The organism is Shewanella abyssi (assembly GCF_023284025.1).
GTDB lineage: Bacteria > Pseudomonadota > Gammaproteobacteria > Enterobacterales > Shewanellaceae > Shewanella > Shewanella abyssi.
This window is the reverse complement of sequence record NZ_JAKIKR010000069.1, coordinates 1-18,078: the sequence shown is the minus strand read 5'-3', so window position 1 is coordinate 18,078 and position 18,078 is coordinate 1. Positions and strand designations below refer to the sequence as shown.

Genomic DNA, 18,078 nt, shown 5'->3' with positions numbered 1-18,078 from the left:
TTAAAAACTGAAAACTCAAATGCCGACAATTTGCGCTTTTATAACCCAGTGTAGATACGGCTTAGGCCTTCGGAAACAGGACGTTTTCGTTGAGCCCACAGGGATGTGTTCACGGCGAGTCTCAGCCGTATCTGCACATAAGGTCGTGCATTCACATCTAACCCATAGGGATATGGGAAATGTCGTTCTGATGTCGGGAACACATCCCTGTGGGCTCAACGAAAACGTCCTGTTTCCGAAGGCCTAAGCCGTATCTACACTGGGTTATAAAAGCGCAAATTGTCGGCATTTGAGTTTTCAGTTTTTAATGCAGGGAATTGTAGCCTTCCAGTAAACGCCAGAACATAAAGACATTTAAACTAACTCGCAGAATCTAATCTTCCCCGTTGGAAATTTTGCTTTTTAAATTTCGCCGGGGCGCTGAGGGATTACCAAGGGGTACAAGCGCTTTACCCTTTGGTTCGGGTGTGGGTGAAGCGCCACGACTTTGACTTTGACTTTGACTTTGATTTCGATTTGGATTTTAAAAAGCAATAAGCAGCTGACAAAAGTGGTTCCAATTGCCTGCGGCAGGTGCTGGACAGGATGTTCGAATATCGTGATCACATGGTCGATGATGTTCCCGACATCAGAACGACATTTCCCACATCCCTTTGGATCAGAGGTGAATGAACGACCTTATGCGCAGACGCTACTGAGACTCGCCGCAACTCTTTATAAAAGAAAAGGGTCCCTGTGGGCTGAATGGAAACGTCTGTTCTCCAACGACAGAGGGAATGCCAAATTCTGTATGGGACAGAATTGCCGCTGAAAAATAGACGCTATTGTTCTGAACAATATCCGATCCAGTAGACAGAATTGGAAGCCGCCATCAGTTAAAATTTGGCCACGACACTTTAAATTACCATTGAAGATGACCGCCACAGACCCCACTCTTGTTTATGATATCCGTAACAGTCGCTATTTAAATATTACTGGTAGATGTACTTTACGTTGCCAATTCTGTCCCAAACACAATGGCAGTAAGCAAGTTCATCAATATCAACTTGGGCTCGACCGGCAACCTAGCGCTGAAGAAGTTATCGCACTGCTTGGCGATACCTCGACATTCGATGAATACGTTTTTTGCGGCTATGGAGAACCAACACTTAACTTGCCAACATTGTTAAACGTTGCCAAAGAGATAAAGGCCCGCGGCGGTAAGGTTAGAGTCAACACTGACGGACTCGGTAATCTATTTCACCGGCGTAATATTCTGCCAGAGCTTGCGCAATGCGTTGATAGCCTATCAATATCACTTAATGCTGATACCGACACCAGCTACCAAGCACATTGCCAACCTAAATTGAAAGGTGCCTATCCCGCGCTACTGGAGTTCATCCAGCAAGCACCTAGTTATATTAGCGATGTGCAGGTTTCAGCCATTAATGGTTTAAGCAATGTCGACATTGATGCTTGCCGTGAATTAGTCGAAGCGGCAGGAGCTCAATTTAAGCAAAGAGAGTTAGATGTTGTCGGCTAGAGACACATTCACAATTCACAGAGTATGTTGATTAGCAGCAATACAATTGCTGCTATGCCAGCTTAAACCTGAAATACTCTAACCATCCAACTGCACTGAATTGATGACATATAGTGAGAAATTGGGTTAATATGGCGCATATAATAACCATCAGAATTTGCCATTAATGTTAAGCCGAAAACTACCTCTCCTTATTAATGCCCAAGGGATCCAATGGTCTCAACAACGAATTCTGGCTGCAGCGAGTCAAATTGGCATACTCTTAATTTCGGTTATCGTTTTTACAAATATTATCATCACCTTAGATGAAAGACGATTACAAGCAGATTGGGCGACACAACGCTACAGTGAACTGCAATCAGTCGGAACTCTTATTGCTGATAAAGTGTCTTTTCAACAGTTTAGAACGAAGATGTTCGCCACTTCAGAGCTGCTAAACCGTTACATCGAAATACCGAGCAATGCCAACCAAGCTCAACTACAAGATCATTGGGATGTCATTGTTGATAATATTCCTGAGCTACTCGGTATAGCGCTTTATGATCCCCAAGGGCAGATCAAGTTTGCCACAGATGATGAGTTTGGACATCACGCGCTACCCCCCTCTTTGTTGGGAAGTTCGCGTAATATGGGTGGCAATGAGATCTACACTTCTCCCCTCGAGTTTAGCCCTATTAATGGCAAACTAGAGCCCTACTTATACCAACTTGCTTGGCTTGAAAATCCAGACCAAACCGTGCGGGGTTATTTGGTCGTCTATAACTCAATGTCACGCATGTTGAAAAATATTAAGCCTGCCTATTCTAGTAAACAAGCTCCGTTAATGATGCTCGATACCCAAGGCCTGCTCTACTCAGGTGCGCTGGACTCACCAACCATTCCTCGATTACCAGAAACCATGGGGGGCAGCCTTAAGCAAACTTATCCAGCACTTTGGCGAAAGATGGCCATGAGTAATTTCGGCCAATTCCATGGTGACGACGCTACCTTTGTTTATCTTAAAGTAGAGCTGACAACCCAGTATGAGACTCGCCGAGAATACTACTTGCTCTCTTATGTTAAGAACGATGACATCGCGGCAAAGTTTGAACAGTGGCGTAATATTCTGATTGGGGGCGCGACCCTGTTAACCCTATTAGCGTGTGTTGTCATTTACCTCACCCATGCCTACCGTATTGTTCATCGCTCTCGTGATTTTAGTATTGATCTCGCTAATCGACTATTTAACACCAACTCAGGCTACATCATCGCCAACGATGCCGGACGAGTCCTTACTGCAAACCCTATGGCGGCTAAGCTGCTCTCTCTTCCAATTGATGAACTGTCCGACCGCAGCTTGCAACGTGTATTGCACATGAACGATGACCAATTTAATCTGCTGTCTGAGCAGTTAATGGCTAACAAAGAGTGGCAAGGCGAGCTCGATAGCGACGCTTCAAAGTACACTCGATTACTCGTAAGACTTCGACTTGAATTTGATATGGATAATGGTCAAAGCTACACCCTAGTGACTTTTGAGGATGTTGCAGAGTTAAAACATAGCCAGGAGGAAGCAAAGTTAAATCAGCTGCTCAATGATAATCCGATGGCGACCGTACTCACCGACGCTAAAGGCGCAGTCATTAAATCTAACAATGCATTTAATGTGCTAATGCAGGTCGAAGATAGCCGCAAGCTAAAAATCACCGAACTGCTTAATGAGGAGTTTAAACAACAATGGCCGCAGATAGCACAGCAATTGATGATTAAAGGCACTTGGCAAGGTCAGATATTTTCATCCAACAATCGGGCTAATGACGCATGTATGCTAGCCACATTGAAGGGGCATCTAGATAGCTCAGATGATATTGAATACATCGTATGTACCTTTGAGCGGGCTAAATCGAGAGTTCATGCAAATAGTCTAAGCAATATGGCCCCTAATCGTAGCACCGTATTTAGCGACTGCCGCGATCTAGAACGTTACTTTAATAATTTGAATCAAGCGAAAAAAGATTTCTCTAGCCTGATGTTACTCGATATTGCCGCTGAAGGGATGCTTAGCCACATGAGCGATATGGGCCTGCTAGAAAGTCGGCAAAAAGAGGTCGAAATACAGTTATTAAGAGAGTTGCCAAACCGTTATCAAATGTCACGCTGGCAACTCGGTAAACTCATTATTATGCTGCCCGATACCGATTCAGACCAAGCTCACTACTTTGCCATCGATACTCTGGCAAAACTCAAAGACAACGGCCTAGGAGATGGGATCTGCATCGGAATCGCCGCTTACCAAAATGGGCAGGACCTTGAGCAGTTCTTGAGTAATGCGGAAGTCGCGCTCAAACGGGCTATGCAAATTGATGAACAAAATATCTGCCAAGCATTTACTCGACATATGTCTTAAGCAGCTAGATAGATAGTTTAATTCGGTTTAGCCTCTGTGCTTGCAGTAGTAGCCTCGGGGGCTAACAGATCATCTTCAAACGGGGTTTCATCCATATTCCTCATACCTGAAGGGAGATCGCTTTCGGTGATTTCAATAATGGTCGAGCGATTCATGGTGATCTTATAACGTGCATACTGAGGCTCATCACGGCCCTCTTTTAACGCCAGAATAAGATTAACTTGGTATCGCCGCTCGACAGATTCATTACTCACCTTGCCCTCATGTTCCTTATAGATTTTGGCCTTACCACGTTCTAAATTTCGAGCAAAGGGCACTAGGCTAAAGTTGACCTGCTCTTGGATCCTTGAGTACCCGGCCAAAAAACCTTTCGCTGAGACTTTGGTGTGAATACCGTAATGCAAAATCTCAGCATCCACTTTGTTCTGGCTATGTCGCTGCCTTAAGATCTCAGTAACCTCGGTTGGCAGCTCCTTTTTACGCATAAAATCGAGCCAAACGAGTTGCTTGGCAATCGGTAATTTACTGGTGGTATCTTGAAGCAATCGACTCCAACGAGGACGGCCACGCTGTATTAGCCGCCATAGCGCATTACGAATGTCGTCTTTAAAGATCTCTCTGAAACCATAAATCACCGCAAGGGTTAGCACCAGAGCAATGGTTAAACCACTAAATACACCCTGAGCTTTAATTATCAGTGTGGACACCACTAACATAACCATCGCAGTCGCTATGCCAGTGGTCATCTTTTTGAGGCCAACCCCTAACGGTTTAAGTTCCTCTTTTAGCACGACCCCTTGCTGTATTAGCCTGCGTAATAGATGCATTTTGTTGGCAATACGGTTGGCATCTTGTACGGTTTTTGAGGAGTTATATTTGTGCTCTGCTCGGTATTGGGCTTCGGCTCGACACAAGGCCACCACACTGTCTGTTATCTCGTTAAAATCACTATTTCTAGGCCCATGAGCCAAGAGTTTAAGTAGCCGTTGTTCACAGAGCCATGACAGATAATTATCGGCATTCTCAAAGTAGGATTTCCATTTTGCATCACTGGGTTCATTACGTCTAAAGCGTTTTAGCAGATGAATAACTTGCTCACTAAGCTCTTCTAGGGAGGCGTAAAACTGGCCTAAATCTTCAACCTGAGAGAGTTCTTTACTGTCAGTTTCAATGGCTACTGAGAACTGATAAGCAAATAAGTTGAGGTACAGCCTGAACTCCTCTACCGTGCGCTTCTTTTGACTGACAAAACGGCTTTGAACTAACGGCAGGTGCAACCCAGATGAGTAATATGAGCGTCTCCCAGTAATCGAAGAGTGGTAATACTCCTCTTCATTCAAACTTTGCGGGTTTATCCCCATCTCTTTGGGCAGGAAAAAATAGAGATCTAAACGACGATTGTCGCCGGCCTCCATCTGATGCAGAAATTTAATTGACAGTGATTCTTCTTGCTTAACTCTGACTTTAGCCACATATATCCTATAATCAAAACAAATACATCGACCTGATAATTATAGTCTATGACCTATCTTGAAAGCTAAACTAACTTAGATTTTTTAAAAGAAAGGCTCAGCAAATAATCTGTTTTACGATTAACATTAGCTCTAACTTACTGAATTTCACATACCCAAAGTGCATTACGCTCATTGAACTGAATGGTGACAAAACCCAACGACTTATCCATCTCTAACACCTTTATGTAAAAAGGTTTGCCTGAGTTTTCGTCATTATCAATCAATTTCTGTACAGACCCTACCATTTCGTCCATATGCTGACTGATCTTATTCAGAAATACACCATGCTTTAGATAGGCATCCTGTAAATCTATCTTATATGTCAAAATGGGGGATGACACTTCAGTAAGCTCACCGAGAGTCGTCACATGAGCTTGCTCCGTGCCTTGCTTGATAAAAACAATCTGGAACTCTATTTGGTTACCGACACGATTAATGTCTAACTTTAGTCCGCCAGTAGAGAACCTCGAATCCTTTGCTTCATAAACATCAGCATGACAAATGAGACTAACGTCATCGTTGGGCTCGACAAAATAGTCCAAAGCCATACACAAGCCAAGAATAAATATTAACGTGGCTAGGATAGGTGTTGAACGAAAACCGATGAATAACTCTCTTCTTAGCCTTCTATTCACAAAAACCCGCCTCTTTTAGCCATAGCTGATCGATGAAAGCCCAATCACTTCCAGCCCTAAGAACTTTAAAGTTCCTAAACTCCTTTCCTTTTTTAGCGCTGTTATGCATCACAAAATGCAATATGTCACCCATTTTAGAGGTAGACACATAAATCTCTTGCCAAGCAACTTGTTCACATGCATCGATTTCAACTGCGATTTGTCTAAATTTATCTTCGAAAACAAGCTTCTGTTCACTTGATGAATAAATAGGGACTAACTTGGAGGTTTTGCCCTCTAGCAATATCTTTTCTGGAAGAGTAAAACTGATATTAGGGGTCGTTTTAAAATGAGTCGCTAAGAACACCACCAGTAAGATACCGAGCACTAAAAATAGTGAGAATTGTTTAATCGATAGCGCTTCATAGGGGCTATTGTGCATCTGCGCTCTGGCTTTGGTATGCAGTAGATAACCTTGATTAGTGACAACTTCAATCATCATTGCCGATTCAGCGCCTAAGAAGGCCCTAATATTGGTTATTGCCAGTGCAATATCCTGGGCAGTCACCACCTGAGGGATTAACTTGCAACACAAAGATTCAGTCGACACGACTTGACCTCTAGCTGACATCAAATGACTCATCACTAGAAGTTCAATATTCGATAAGTTTAGCGTTTGTGCAGTGTCGGTATTCACCAACTGCTTTAGCTCAATATCAAATCTGACTGGCCCTATAAACACATTAACAACTCTGACAATTTTAATGGTTATCAGTTTACTGTTTATCTACCTTTACGTCCTTGTTCAATTCAGTACAAGGTGAGTGTCAATCACACTTTCGTGAGCTCCACCACATTAATTTTATTAAATAAACACCAACGATCAGCACACTCAGTAACATTTGTTACCCCCCCCTAGCGCGCACGGTCACAACCGATACAAAACACAAACAAAGTAAGCGTCAGATGAAACAAATGACCCATAAAAAACACAAAAGGCATCTATATCATAGATGCCTCTTCATAGGTATAAGCCTACAATAACCACTCAATAATGGCTAGAAAGCGTATAACAATGTCATGTTTGTTTCAGTATCCGTGCTCTTCTTATCGTCTAGTGGCTCGTTGTTATAACGCACAATAACAGCAAATTTCATCGCTAAGGCACCGACAATATTAGCGGTTATAGCCGTTTCTGAACGCCCCTCTAAACTATCGCCATAATCAGCGATAAATAGTTGGCTAAATTTAGACGTTTCACTAAGGTCATAGCTGAATTTCATCGCACCGTGTGCCACTACGCTATCTTCATTATCGTAACCGAGTAAAGCAGACTGCTCGTCATCGAGCTTTTTGTAGATGTAACCTGGACCGACTTCAGCACTTAGGTACGTATTGTCACTGTCGATAAATTTATAACCGTAACCAGACGAGGCTATGACTTTGAAGTCAAAGCCAGTAAAAGGGTCGACTTCATAATTAGCAGTGATATACATATAGTTCTTTTCATCAAACTTATAATCACCTTGAATGCCCGCGTAGTAACGTTTGGCCGTGACTTCACCGGTATCTTCTTTATAAAGGCCCTCAAATAGGTATTGGTTTTCCCAATTACCTAGCTCTTGCATCAAGTTTAAGCGTCCTTTGATTGACGAAGTATCAGTGTTACCCGTCGTCAATGTCGCGCCCAACTCAGCTTCACCAGCAAACGTCTTATCGCCTTCTACAAAGTCAGCTCCCGCGTGGACAGCAAAAGGAGCCGCCAATAGTACTGCTATAGCTGTCAACATTGTTTTCATTTATGTATTACTCCGTTTACCTAAATCCCTAAAAATCGGCGCGATCTTAACATTTAGCACTCATAAATGAAAATTGTTGCTAGAATAATCTATCGCCTTTAATACCAGCAGCTAAAAGAACTTATAACAGTCAAAAAAATACCTGCACTAGGCAGGTACTTTCATATATAGAGCGAGTTAATCGCTGTCAAATCAAGGTTACTTAATCTGTGGATCAAGTTCGCCTGACTGGTAAGATTTATACATTGCTTGCAGCGACTTAGGCTTAATCTTAGAGCCCATTCCAGCACAACCAAAGGCTTCGTAACGTGTAGTACAGATATCAGCCATCGCTTCCATTGATGCTTTCAAGAATTTACGTGGATCAAATTCTGTTGGGTTTTCAGCAAGGAACTTACGTACAGCACCCGTTGACGCTAAACGTAAATCAGTATCGATATTGACCTTACGTACACCGTGCTTGATACCTTCAACGATCTCTTCTAGCGGTACACCATAAGTTTCAGGGATAGCACCACCATACTGGTTGATGATCTCTAACCACTCTTGCGGCACTGAAGATGAACCGTGCATCACTAAGTGAGTGTTAGGAATGCGAGCGTGGATCTCTTTGATACGGTCAATACGTAGCACGTCACCGGTAGGCTTACGGCTAAACTTGTAGGCACCATGGCTAGTACCAATTGCGATAGCAAGTGCATCAACGTGAGTATCTGCAACAAAACGTGCCGCTTCTTCTGGTGTGGTTAGCATCTGGTCCATCGTCAGGATCCCAGCGGCGCCGATACCATCTTCTTCGCCAGCTTCACCCGTTTCCAAGCTACCTAGACAACCTATTTCACCTTCAACAGACACACCACATGCGTGTGCAAATGCTACGGTACGACGTGTTACATCAACGTTGTACTCGTAAGATGCAGGTGTCTTTCCATCTGCCATCAATGAACCATCCATCATGACTGATGACATGCCTAATTGAATTGAACGCTGACAGATATCAGGATCGGTACCATGGTCTTGGTGAATACATACTGGGATATCTGGATACTGCTCAAGTGCTGCAGCCATTAGATACTTAAGAAACTGAGGACGAGCATACTTACGTGCACCAGCAGATGCCTGCACAATCACAGGACTATCTGTTGCTTCAGCTGCTTGCATAATCGCACGCATCTGCTCTAAGTTGTTCACGTTAAACGCAGGTACGCCATATCCATGCTCTGCTGCGTGATCTAACATTTGACGTAGGGAAATTAAGGCCATTTATTACTCCAATAATAGGGTGATTTGACTCACCGAGGTCGCTATCGTTTGGATTGATTTTTATGTCATCAAGTCATCAGCATGCTTGCTTTAAACTCGACCACGGTTACTGGTTATTTTTATAATTTTTATATTACAGATCATAAGCACTGTATTGATGGCGGCTAGTGTAACCCCGACAAATGTCGATTAAAAGAGCCGCCAACATACAGATTGGTAATTTTTTCGTAATTGCTTCTCTAGCAGCGCAAATTACTGACCGCGGCTCTCAAGCATTGCCACAGCGGGAAGCTCTTTGCCTTCTAAAAACTCTAAGAAAGCGCCGCCACCGGTTGAGATATATGACACTTTGTCAGCAATACCGTACTTATCGACGGCCGCTAGCGTGTCACCACCACCCGCGATAGAGAAGGCATTTGATTCTGCAATCGCTAGGGCGATACGCTTAGTGCCCTCGCCGAATTGATCAAACTCAAATACACCCACTGGGCCGTTCCACACCACGGTACCGGCATTTTTGATGATCTCAGCTAAGGCTTCAGCGCTATCTGGACCGATATCAAAAATCATGTCGGTATCTAAAACTTCACTGACATCTTTAAGGGTTGCCGTCGCTGTTGGGCTAAACTCACTTGCCACGACAACATCAGTCGGTACCGGAATATCACCGCCACGGCTTTGTGCATTAGCAACCAGACGCTTAGCTTCATCAAGCAGGTTAGCCTCATAAAGCGACTTACCCACTTGATGGCCAGCTGCTGCAATGAAGGTATTAGCGATACCACCACCGACAACGAGCTGGTCGACTTTAGTTGATAAGCTCTCTAGCACTGTCAGCTTAGACGATACTTTTGAGCCACCAACGATGGCGACCATTGGCCGTGCTGGATTATCAAGCGCCTTACCCAGTGCTTCAAGCTCACCCGCTAATAGTGGACCGGCACAAGCAATCGGCGCATGCAGACCAACGCCATGGGTCGATGCTTGCGCGCGATGAGCCGTACCAAAGGCATCCATAACGTAAACGTCACAAAGTGCTGCCATTTTTTTAGCCAGTGCTTCGTCGTTCTTCTTCTCACCAACATTGAAACGGACGTTTTCAAACACAACCACTTCGCCGACAGCAACCTCTACACCATCAAGGTACTCGCTCGCTAAATGTACTGGGCAATCCAGCGCCTTAGCAAGATAGTTAACTACTGGCTGCATTGAGAACTCAGCATTGAACTCCCCTTCTGTTGGACGCCCAAGGTGAGACATCACCATTACTGCAGCGCCTTTTTCAAGCGCAAGCTTGATCGTTGGCAGTGATGCGCGCAGGCGTGCATCACTAGTCACAACACCGTCACTGACAGGTACGTTGAGATCTTCACGAATAAGCACACGCTTACCTTGAAGGTCTATGTCTTGCATATTAAGAATCGCCATTTCATGCTTCCTTACGATTTAAGTTAAAGTTAAAAATTAAAGTAAAAATTAAACTGTTCCACTCGACTCTGAGGACACGACACCCATTGTCTAGGCTTGAGTATTAGCAGGCAGTAAACACCGCCTGCCAGCTCTTTATAATCTTTTGCTCTTCCGTCTTAGCCTTTCCTAGAACCTGCTTGGATCCTAGAAGCTAGAGCACTCGTAAACTCGCTGCGAGGACGCTTCGCGGCTAGAGCGGGCTTCGCCCTGTTATACAATCAACAGCCCGTATTATGTTTTTTAATCTAGGTTCGGCTTTAGCCCATCATTGATGACGGCATAAATGCCGACCTACTTTAGAAGAAGGCCCTAGGTTTTAGGGCGTTCGCAAGCTCACTTCCAGGACGGCTTCCGCCTTCTATAAAAACAAAAGCAAAACAACGCCACCATTAACCTTTCTTACGCTCTTCTACTTTTGCTTTCCGGTTTTATCGTCTTAGCCTCTAGAACCTGCTTTCCCTAGGACCTAGGACCTTCTATTAAAACCTTCTTTTCGCCTTTATCATCTCTAAACTGGTATCGAGCATGCGATTAGCAAAGCCCCATTCGTTATCACACCAAAGTAATAACTTAACCAGATGGCCATCACTTACCCGGGTTTGGGTGCCATCAACAATGCTTGAGCGTGGGTCATGGTTAAAGTCACACGACACTAGTGGTTCATTAGTATAGCCAACAACCCCAGAGTACGAACCTTCGGTAGCCTGTTTCAGTACCCTATTCACTTGCTCGATATCGACGCGCTTGTTGAGCGTGACGGAAACGTCGATAGCGGTAACATTAATGGTAGGCACGCGCACGGAGATGGCTTCAAACTTGTCTTTCATATGGGGCAAGATGCGCTCAATACCACGGGCCAGTTTAGTATCAACGGGGATGATCGATTGCCCTGCGGCGCGGGTTCGACGCAAGTCATCATGATAAGCGTCGATCACTTGTTGGTCATTCATCGCCGAATGAATAGTGGTAATAGCGCCACTTTTGACTTGAAAATGCTTATCGAGTACATCAATCACCGGCACAATACAATTGGTGGTGCAGGAGGCATTCGAGACGATGGTATGTTCGGCTCTGAGCAGATCATGGTTGACGCCATAGACAATGGTGGCGTCCACATCGCTTGATGCTGGATTGCTGATCAATACTTGCTTTGCACCCGCTGTAATATGCGCCTCGCAAGCTTGGCGGTCGTTAATCACCCCTGTCGCTTCGAACACAATATCAATGTCCATCTCTTGCCAAGGCAAGTTTTCTGGGTTGGGTTCATGCAATAGTTTAATGGCGTCATCACCAATGATCATGTGCTGATCTTCCAATTTAACTTGGGTATGAAAGCGTCCATGGGTGCTGTCGTATTGGGTTAGGTGCAGCATCGCTTCAGGTTTTGCCAACTCGTTAATCGCCACGATTTGAATTCGATCGCGTTTTTCAGACTCATAAACCGCACGAAGAATTGAACGACCGATACGGCCATAACCATTAATAGCGACTCTTATCATTAACTAATTTACCTTTATAATTACCGATTTATTGATACAACAACGGCCTACCGCAATTGGTAAGCCGTTGTATCATAGAGTAATCAATTGATGCAACAAACAAACTATCAAATGGTTAGCTTGCCATTGCATCATCGCCTTATTGCTAAAGCGTTTTATAGACCGTTAACGGTTGCTACAACATTCTCTACTGTAAAGCCGAAGTACTTCAACAAATCAGCACCAGGTGCTGATTCACCAAAAGTACTCATGCCAACAATAGCGCCGCTGAAACCAACATACTTGTGCCAGAAATCAACATGAGCCGCTTCAATGGCAACACGCTTAGTCACGCTGCTTGGCAATACCGACTCTTTATAAGCAGCATCTTGCTTATCGAACTCGTTAGTAGAAGGCATAGAAACAACACGCACCTGCTGACCTTGCTCTGTAAGCACTGCAGCTGAATCCACTGCTAACTGAACTTCAGAGCCGGTAGCGATAAGAATTAAGTCTGGCGTACCGGTACAGTCAATCAGTACATAACCACCTTTAGCTACGTTAGCTAATTGCTCAGCGTTACGTGCTTGTGCCTTAAGGCCTTGGCGGCTAAAGATTAGCGATGTTGGCGCATCACGACGCTCGATAGCACTCTTCCAAGATACCGCTGTTTCTGCTGCATCACATGGGCGCCATACGGTCATGTTTGGTGTCATACGCAAGTTAGCAAGTTGCTCAACTGGCTGATGAGTAGGACCATCTTCACCTTGACCGATAGAGTCATGGGTATAAACGAAGATGTTTTGAATGCCCATCAACGCAGACATACGCACTGCATTACGCGCATATTCCATAAACATCATGAACGTTGCGCCGTAGTTGATGAAACCACCATGTAGAGAAGCACCATTCATAATGCCGCTCATACCGAATTCACGTACACCGTAGTAGATGTAGTTACCGGCAGCATCGTCCTGAATACCCTTAGAACCTGACCATAAAGTGAGGTTAGAGCCTGCAAGGTCAGCTGAGCCACCAAGCAGTTCAGGCAGCATGGCACCGAAAGTACCAATTGCATTTTGTGACGCTTTACGGCTAGCAATACCTTCAGCTTTATCTTGGCATTCTTGAATAAAGGCATTGGCCTTTTCTTCAAATTCAGCAGGAAGTTCACCCGTGATAACACGACGCTTATATTCGACAGCAAGTTCTGGGAAGGCTGCGGTATAAGCGGCAAACTTCTCGTTCCAGCTGGCTTCGTTTGCAGCGCCAGAATCTTTAGCATCCCAACCTTGATAAACAGTTTCAGGAATTTCAAAGGCGCCGTGCTCCCAACCAAGGAATTCACGTGTTGCTACAATTTCAGCATCACCGAGTGGTGCGCCGTGACAGTTATGCGTACCAGACTTGTTTGGCGAACCAAAACCGATAGTGGTTTTACAGCAGATCATTGTCGGCTTGTCAGTGACTGACTTAGCGGCTTCGATTGCCGCGCGGATAGCATCGCTATCATGGCCATCTACGTTAGCAATGACATGCCAGCCGTAAGATTCGAAACGCTTAGGCGTATCATCGGTAAACCAACCTTCGACGTGACCATCAATAGAGATGCCATTGTCATCCCAGAACATAATGAGCTTACCAAGGCCTAAGGTTCCCGCTAATGAACATGCTTCATGGGAGATACCTTCCATCAAACAGCCATCGCCTAAGAAACAGTAGGTGAAGTGATCAACAATGTCGTGACCAGGTTGGTTGAACTGTGCAGCCAAAGTCTTTTCAGCAATCGCCATGCCCACGGCGTTACTGATACCAGCGCCTAGCGGACCCGTGGTTGTTTCAACACCTGGGGTGTAACCATATTCTGGGTGACCCGGTGTTTTAGAGTGAAGCTGACGGAAGCTCTTTAACTCTTCAATCGGTAATGCGTAACCCGTTAGGTGCAGTAAAGAGTAGATAAGCATAGAACCATGGCCGTTTGACAAGATAAAACGGTCACGATCAACCCACTCTGGGTTGTTTGGGTTGTGCTTAAGGAAATCATTCCATAGCACTTCAGCGATGTCAGCCATCCCCATTGGTGCACCTGGGTGACCAGAATTGGCTTTTTGAACGGCATCCATGGTTAATGCACGGATTGCGTTAGCGAGTTCTTTACGAGATGACATGCTCTCTCCTGCGTCGTGTTGAGGTATTGAGGCTTAGATCTAGCGAAAGGCAGCAACTTTGGTATCTGCTTTACCTTGCGCTACAGCAAAATTTGGAGCCATATTTTCGCCTACTAGGCTGTAGGACGCAAATTTAATTCACCCAGATTGAAAAATTTCGGCACATATTAGCTGATTCCGCTGACAGCCTAACTATATTTAACAACACCTTAACCACTCTTTAGCCCACTAAATCTTAACTGAAATAAGATATTGCTCTATTAGCCAAGCAATACAAGCTCACCATTGATCATTTTTTATCAGCACAAATATCAACACCAACTCATAAAAAAACATAATATCAGTAACTTATATGGAAACAAAATCATTACCCATGATATTTATAAGGATTTAATAGCGTGGATGACTGCACAAATTTAACTGAAAGAGGTGTCTTCTTTTCTGTTTTCAACTAAGATAGCCGTCTAGATGTAGATACTTCTACACATTCAAATTGTTTAAAGACGAGATTTTCCATCATGGCAAAGCACTTGTTCACCTCTGAGTCGGTCTCAGAAGGTCATCCAGATAAAATCGCCGATCAGATTTCTGATGCGGTATTAGACGCAATTTTGGAGCAAGATCCAAAAGCACGCGTAGCATGCGAAACTTATGTCAAAACTGGCATGGTTATGGTTGGCGGTGAAGTGACCACTTCAGCGTGGGTTGATATCGAAGAGATCACCCGTAAGACGGTACGCGAAATTGGTTATACCCATTCAGATATGGGCTTTGATGCTGACTCTTGTGCCATTTTAAATGTCATTGGTAAGCAGTCTCCAGACATTAACCAAGGTGTTGACCGCGCAGACCCAAAAGAGCAGGGTGCTGGCGACCAAGGTCTAATGTTTGGTTATGCCAACAACGAAACCGACGTGCTAATGCCTGCGCCAATCACCTATTCGCACAAGCTAGTGAAGCGCCAATCTGAAGTACGTAAAGACAAGACCCTTCCATGGTTGCGTCCTGATGCAAAAAGCCAAGTGACTTTTGCTTATAACAGTGATGGCAGTATCCATGGTATTGACGCCGTAGTGCTTTCGACTCAGCATTGTGACAGCGTAAGCCAAGCGGACCTGATCGAAGGCGTAATGGAAACCATCATCAAGCCAGTACTACCGGCTAAGTGGTTATCTAAAGACACTAAGTATTTCATCAACCCAACTGGCCGTTTTGTTATCGGTGGTCCAGTAGGTGATTGTGGCCTAACCGGTCGTAAGATCATCGTAGATACCTACGGCGGCATGGCACGTCACGGTGGTGGTGCTTTCTCTGGTAAAGATCCATCAAAAGTTGACCGTAGTGCAGCATACGCAGCACGTTATGTTGCTAAGAACATTGTCGCTGCGGGTCTTGCTGACCGTTGTGAGATCCAAGTGTCTTACGCCATTGGCGTGGCAGAGCCAACATCAATCAGCATCGAAACATTTGGCACCGCTAAAGTGGCTGAAGAGTTATTGATTGATCTAGTACGTCGTCACTTCGACCTGCGCCCATACGGTTTAACAGAGATGTTAGATCTAGCTCGCCCAATCTACCAAGCGACTGCTGCATATGGTCACTTTGGTCGTGAAGAGTTCCCTTGGGAAGCGACAGACAAAGCCGAAGCATTACGCGCTGACTCCGGCGTTTAAGCTGCACTGATTAATTCGGCAAGTTTCATCTTAGATGACAACCTGCCAATAAAAACCGCCCAAGGGCGGTTTTTTAATGTCTGGAACACTTATGAAGATTTACCAAGGACGGTAAAAAATCTTAGTTGTGTCACAATTTTGTTGTGTAGGTACCATGAGCAGATTGATACGATTGCGCAAGACGCCGTAAACTCATCCTTGAGGGCTTGACCGCAGCGTCTGCCGTGTAGGACATACCAATGCAACGCAGACATGGATGTCTTGGAGTTGCCCTGCTGCAGACACTTGCTCCATATGTATCAAGCTGCGCACTATTTACATGCAGAATTCATATCCAGCAATTTTCATTACATCACAGAAGAAAGGCGTCAAAAGTGGAATTGACTTGGGTCGACGCTAGCCAGCGTAATGAGGTGAAGAAGTTCTATCGCCAGTATATGTCCTATGCTCGGCTGCTACAGAAAGAGTCTGTTTGTGTGTTAACCCAAACTGATCCTAATCTTGAGAATTTTGGTGAGATTATTGCCAGTACCCGTATTCGCCCTATCGGCCAGTTAGGTATTTTAACTGGCATGTTAGTGCACCCAGATTTCCGCGGCCAAGGTGTCGGGCATCAGTTGATGCGTGAACTTGAGTCTACTCTCTGTGATGGTAATATTTATATTTTCGCCCTCGCCTGTCTAGAAGGGTTTTATGCACAACATGGGTTTAGCGCTGTATCATCAGCGCCTAATGATATTGCGCAGTTGTTTTTGAAGTATCAAAGGGATGATAAGGAACTGGTGTTAATGGGGTTAACACCTTCTTGTAAGTGAACCTTTGACTATACCGCCACGGTAATACTCAGTTGCAACTTGCAACAACACGGGTTCCAATGACCTGCGGTCAGCGCATGTGCAGACGCTGCTGAGACTCGCTGCAACTCTTTATAAAAGAAAGGGTCCATGTAAGCTCAACGAAAACATCTGACCTCCAAGGATGGAGGAAATGCCTAGTTCTGTATGGAACATAATTGGCCCTGTTTTCGACGGTCATTGCCGCATTTGCACTGGGTTAGAAAAACACAATCGTCTAGCACCAGAGTTATTAATTATTAAAGTTTACCCTGACCCCACATTTTGTGACCCCACATTTTGTGACCCCACATTTTGTGACCCCACATTTTGTAAGGAAGATGGTTGTGATCTTAAATTCAATGCTAAGAGATGGTGTTTTGTGGGAAGCGCTAAAAGCTTAAAATTAGCTAATGACGCCATAGTCTCTTATTATAAGCCAATTAGGCTCGGAATATCAGCCAATGCCCCGGTTAAAAGTACTATTGCAACCCAGTAAACAGGAAAGTGCCTAAAAGACCTTTTGAAGCTAAAATAGTAACTACTAATCCCACGGTAAATTATTTCTTCTTTAAAGCTTCTTTCCTTCAACCTTAATTCTTTAAAGATACTAGGGAAATGGTTTTTTACAGCTACAAAAGTGGCGAATAAAACAAAGAAACCAACAATGCCAATTAATAGTCTGTATTCTGGAAGAGGTAAAGCTGCTAGTCCACATGCAATAACGGCAGGAGCGACTTTCCAATTAAGTACACTTTTCCATTTTTCAAACTGCTCAGACAGTTTTTCTTCTTCTGTTTTTGTAAGTCTAAATTGAGGCATAACCTTCCTTTGGCTTATAGACATAATGACTCCCCACGAGGTGCTAGCCTCCGAGTTCGTGGGTTAGTCCAAAATAGTTAAATTGAGCAACAGAGCCATACTGTATTTGTAACCATACAATATCGGAGGCTAACATGTGAAAACATAGCATAATTTTCATTGGTTTAGACACTCATAAAGAATTTATTGAAGTTGCCTATTCCGAAGATGGTCGAGCACATAAACCTGTTCACCTAGGCCGTGTTCCTAGTAACAAGACTCAACTGCGTAAACTTGCCCGACAATTCGAATCTAAATATCCTCACGCAACACTGCATTTTGTCTATTAGGCAGGTCCTTGCGGCTACTGGGTCTATCGATTTTTAACGAGTTTAGGCCACTGTTGCTATGAATAAGTAAATAAGTGGGGTCCAAATAAGTGGGGGCAGAGTCTGACGAATCCCCACAAAAAGATAAATGAAAATAATGAGATAGATAAAATAGTAAGGAACATTCATGGCATTTGGTGATCAAATTTATCGCCAAACAAAAGTTAC

At 44.2% G+C, this 18,078-nt stretch carries 13 protein-coding genes and 1 pseudogene; 5 read left to right on the top strand and 9 right to left on the bottom strand.

What is annotated here, in order from left to right:
* The first annotated feature begins 913 nt into the window (after window positions 1-913).
* Entirely contained in the window at window positions 914-1,522 is a 609-nt protein-coding gene (locus tag L2755_RS20020; RefSeq protein ID WP_248982446.1) for a TatD family nuclease-associated radical SAM protein, read from the top strand.
* Window positions 1,523-1,688: 166 nt separating this feature from the next.
* Window positions 1,689-3,908, top strand: a complete 2,220-nt coding sequence (locus tag L2755_RS20015; RefSeq protein ID WP_248982445.1) for a PAS domain-containing protein — start codon at window positions 1,689-1,691, stop codon at window positions 3,906-3,908.
* Between the two features lie 17 nt (window positions 3,909-3,925).
* On the opposite strand, the gene L2755_RS20010 is transcribed toward L2755_RS20015, so the two are convergent.
* From L2755_RS20010 to tkt, 8 genes are all read right to left on the bottom strand, one after another.
* Window positions 3,926-5,380: a hypothetical protein gene (locus L2755_RS20010; protein WP_248982444.1), complete on the bottom strand. Its 1,455-nt coding sequence runs from the start codon at window positions 5,378-5,380 to the stop codon at window positions 3,926-3,928.
* A gap of 137 nt (window positions 5,381-5,517) precedes the next feature.
* Window positions 5,518-6,057 carry a hypothetical protein gene (locus L2755_RS20005; protein WP_248982443.1) on the bottom strand — a complete coding sequence of 180 codons (540 nt, stop codon included), beginning with the start codon at window positions 6,055-6,057 and terminating at the stop codon, window positions 5,518-5,520.
* The gene (locus L2755_RS20000) at window positions 6,050-6,778 is read right to left on the bottom strand and encodes a winged helix-turn-helix domain-containing protein (protein ID WP_248982442.1); all 729 of its coding nucleotides are present in this window, start codon (window positions 6,776-6,778) and stop codon (window positions 6,050-6,052) included. Before L2755_RS20000 ends, L2755_RS20005 begins: the two co-directional genes overlap by 8 nt.
* A 316-nt stretch (window positions 6,779-7,094) precedes the next feature.
* A complete protein-coding gene (locus L2755_RS19995) occupies window positions 7,095-7,835 on the bottom strand; it encodes a DUF481 domain-containing protein (protein ID WP_248982441.1) in 741 nt (246 codons plus the stop codon).
* Between the two features lie 198 nt (window positions 7,836-8,033).
* On the bottom strand, window positions 8,034-9,098 hold the full coding sequence (gene fba, locus L2755_RS19990; protein WP_248982440.1) for a class II fructose-bisphosphate aldolase: 1,065 nt from the start codon (window positions 9,096-9,098) through the stop codon (window positions 8,034-8,036).
* Between the two features lie 252 nt (window positions 9,099-9,350).
* The gene (locus tag L2755_RS19985) at window positions 9,351-10,526 is read right to left on the bottom strand and encodes a phosphoglycerate kinase (RefSeq protein WP_248982439.1); all 1,176 of its coding nucleotides are present in this window, start codon (window positions 10,524-10,526) and stop codon (window positions 9,351-9,353) included.
* Window positions 10,527-11,047: 521 nt separating this feature from the next.
* Complete coding sequence (epd, locus tag L2755_RS19980; protein WP_248982438.1) at window positions 11,048-12,067, bottom strand: erythrose-4-phosphate dehydrogenase; 1,020 nt, start codon at window positions 12,065-12,067, stop codon at window positions 11,048-11,050.
* 155 nt (window positions 12,068-12,222) lie between these two features.
* Complete coding sequence (gene tkt / locus L2755_RS19975) at window positions 12,223-14,214, bottom strand: transketolase (protein WP_248982437.1); 1,992 nt, start codon at window positions 14,212-14,214, stop codon at window positions 12,223-12,225.
* 518 nt (window positions 14,215-14,732) lie between these two features.
* Here tkt and metK point away from each other — a divergent pair.
* Complete coding sequence (gene metK / locus L2755_RS19970) at window positions 14,733-15,887, top strand: methionine adenosyltransferase (protein ID WP_248982436.1); 1,155 nt, start codon at window positions 14,733-14,735, stop codon at window positions 15,885-15,887.
* Between the two features lie 374 nt (window positions 15,888-16,261).
* Window positions 16,262-16,702: a GNAT family N-acetyltransferase gene (locus tag L2755_RS19965; RefSeq protein ID WP_248982435.1), complete on the top strand. Its 441-nt coding sequence runs from the start codon at window positions 16,262-16,264 to the stop codon at window positions 16,700-16,702.
* Window positions 16,703-17,152: 450 nt separating this feature from the next.
* On the opposite strand, the gene L2755_RS19960 is transcribed toward L2755_RS19965, so the two are convergent.
* Window positions 17,153-17,566, bottom strand: a complete 414-nt coding sequence (locus L2755_RS19960) for a hypothetical protein (protein ID WP_248982434.1) — start codon at window positions 17,564-17,566, stop codon at window positions 17,153-17,155.
* Window positions 17,567-17,691: 125 nt separating this feature from the next.
* On the opposite strand from L2755_RS19960, the pseudogene L2755_RS19955 reads away from it, so the two are divergent.
* Window positions 17,692-17,931, top strand: a pseudogene (locus tag L2755_RS19955) (IS110 family transposase); the annotation flags it as partial.
* Between the last annotated feature and the right edge of the window lie 147 nt (window positions 17,932-18,078).

Bases quoted from the DNA above. Each gene is read 5' to 3' on its own strand.
- epd (WP_248982438.1), bottom strand. From the start codon at position 12,067: ATGATAAGAGTCGCTATTAATGGTTATGGCCGTATCGGTCGTTCAATT.
- tkt (WP_248982437.1), bottom strand. From the start codon at position 14,214: ATGTCATCTCGTAAAGAACTCGCTAACGCAATCCGTGCATTAACCATG.
- L2755_RS19995 (WP_248982441.1), bottom strand. From the start codon at position 7,835: ATGAAAACAATGTTGACAGCTATAGCAGTACTATTGGCGGCTCCTTTT.
- fba (WP_248982440.1), bottom strand. From the start codon at position 9,098: ATGGCCTTAATTTCCCTACGTCAAATGTTAGATCACGCAGCAGAGCAT.
- L2755_RS19960 (WP_248982434.1), bottom strand. From the start codon at position 17,566: ATGTCTATAAGCCAAAGGAAGGTTATGCCTCAATTTAGACTTACAAAA.
- L2755_RS20020 (WP_248982446.1), top strand. From the start codon at position 914: ATGACCGCCACAGACCCCACTCTTGTTTATGATATCCGTAACAGTCGC.
- metK (WP_248982436.1), top strand. From the start codon at position 14,733: ATGGCAAAGCACTTGTTCACCTCTGAGTCGGTCTCAGAAGGTCATCCA.
- L2755_RS20015 (WP_248982445.1), top strand. From the start codon at position 1,689: ATGTTAAGCCGAAAACTACCTCTCCTTATTAATGCCCAAGGGATCCAA.
- L2755_RS19985 (WP_248982439.1), bottom strand. From the start codon at position 10,526: ATGGCGATTCTTAATATGCAAGACATAGACCTTCAAGGTAAGCGTGTG.